Raw genomic sequence first — 1,277 nt, forward strand, 5'->3', positions numbered from 1 at the left:
TGGCTGGCAAAATTTTCACTCTTTATTTTCAAATCATTTTTTACACTTTCATTCCATTCACTTTTTAAAATACTAAATATTGTGGCATCAATAGTATTTCCGTCAGCGTCTTTACTAAAATTTCTTAAAATTCCTTCTGCTTTGCAACCAATACTTTTCATTGCATTAATACTTCTTTCGTTTTTGCTGTTTGCTCCAAAACCAACTCTTGTAAATTGAAGTTTATCAAATGCGAATTCAAGCAATAGATATTTACAATTTTTATTTACTCCTGTTCCTTGGAATTTATTGCCATACCAAGTATAACCAATGTCAAGTCGCTTAAATTCATTAGAAATAGCATAAAATCTTGTCATACCTGCATATTCATTCTTTTTTTTATCAAAAACAATAAATGGATATTCTTTATTTTCATCAAGATTCTTAATTGCAGTATCAAAATATTTTTCAAAATTTTCCTTGCCATTACCACCATTAATGTTAAACTTCCAAATTTCAGGTTCATTAATAGAATACTCCATTAGTTTTTCTTTATCAGAAAGTTTTAATGGTCTTAATGAAACATAATCATTTTCTAAAATATAATCTGTTGTAAAATCTAAATTCATTTGTCAGTTTTTTATTCGTTTTTTTTTGGATTGCTTGCCACTAACGTCTTGGCGCTTGCCGTGGTTGCGGACTTTCGAAGCCGAGTATTTTCTACCGCAACGAATATATGAATAAAAACGTTAATTCCACTAAACCCGCAATCACGGCAAACGGCTGTTATGCGTTCGGCAGTATATGTTGTATATTTGTCCATTCCAATTTATTTCAATTGGCTTTTCCGAATTTAATTATTTTATTCAGTTTTAAACATCTATTTTGACCTTAAAAATCAAAAAAAAATCGCAAAAATTTTACTTTTCAAGTTTCTAATTTCCATTTCAATATTCAGCCAATTTTATTAAGTTTCTGTTTTCCAAAATCTTAATCAGATTCCAATATTCAAGTTTCCACATTCTATAAACTTAATCAAATTCAATTTTCAGGTTTCTGCTTTCCGCAAAGTTGATCAAGTTTCATTTTTCTTTTTTAAAAGCTAAAAAAAACGATAAAAATTACGCTTTCAAAGTTTTGCATTTCCGTTTTCAAGCTTTAATTTCTTCTTTTTCTGTGCGATCCAACCTGCTGACGCATAACGTCTTGGCGCTTGACGTGGTTGCGGATTTTCTAGCAGAGTATATTCTACCGAAACGAAGATATGAATAAAAACGTTAATTCCACTAAACCCGCAA

General features: G+C 29.9%; 1 protein-coding gene. It reads right to left on the bottom strand.

Annotated elements, in window-relative coordinates; genetic code table 11:
* The coding region (locus tag MW871_RS16090; RefSeq protein ID WP_248429406.1) for a GNAT family N-acetyltransferase at positions 1-608 on the bottom strand (608 nt) is incomplete at its 3' end.
* Between the last annotated feature and the right edge of the window lie 669 nt (positions 609-1,277).

The organism is Flavobacterium pygoscelis, assembly GCF_023162025.1.
Lineage (GTDB): Bacteria > Bacteroidota > Bacteroidia > Flavobacteriales > Flavobacteriaceae > Flavobacterium > Flavobacterium pygoscelis.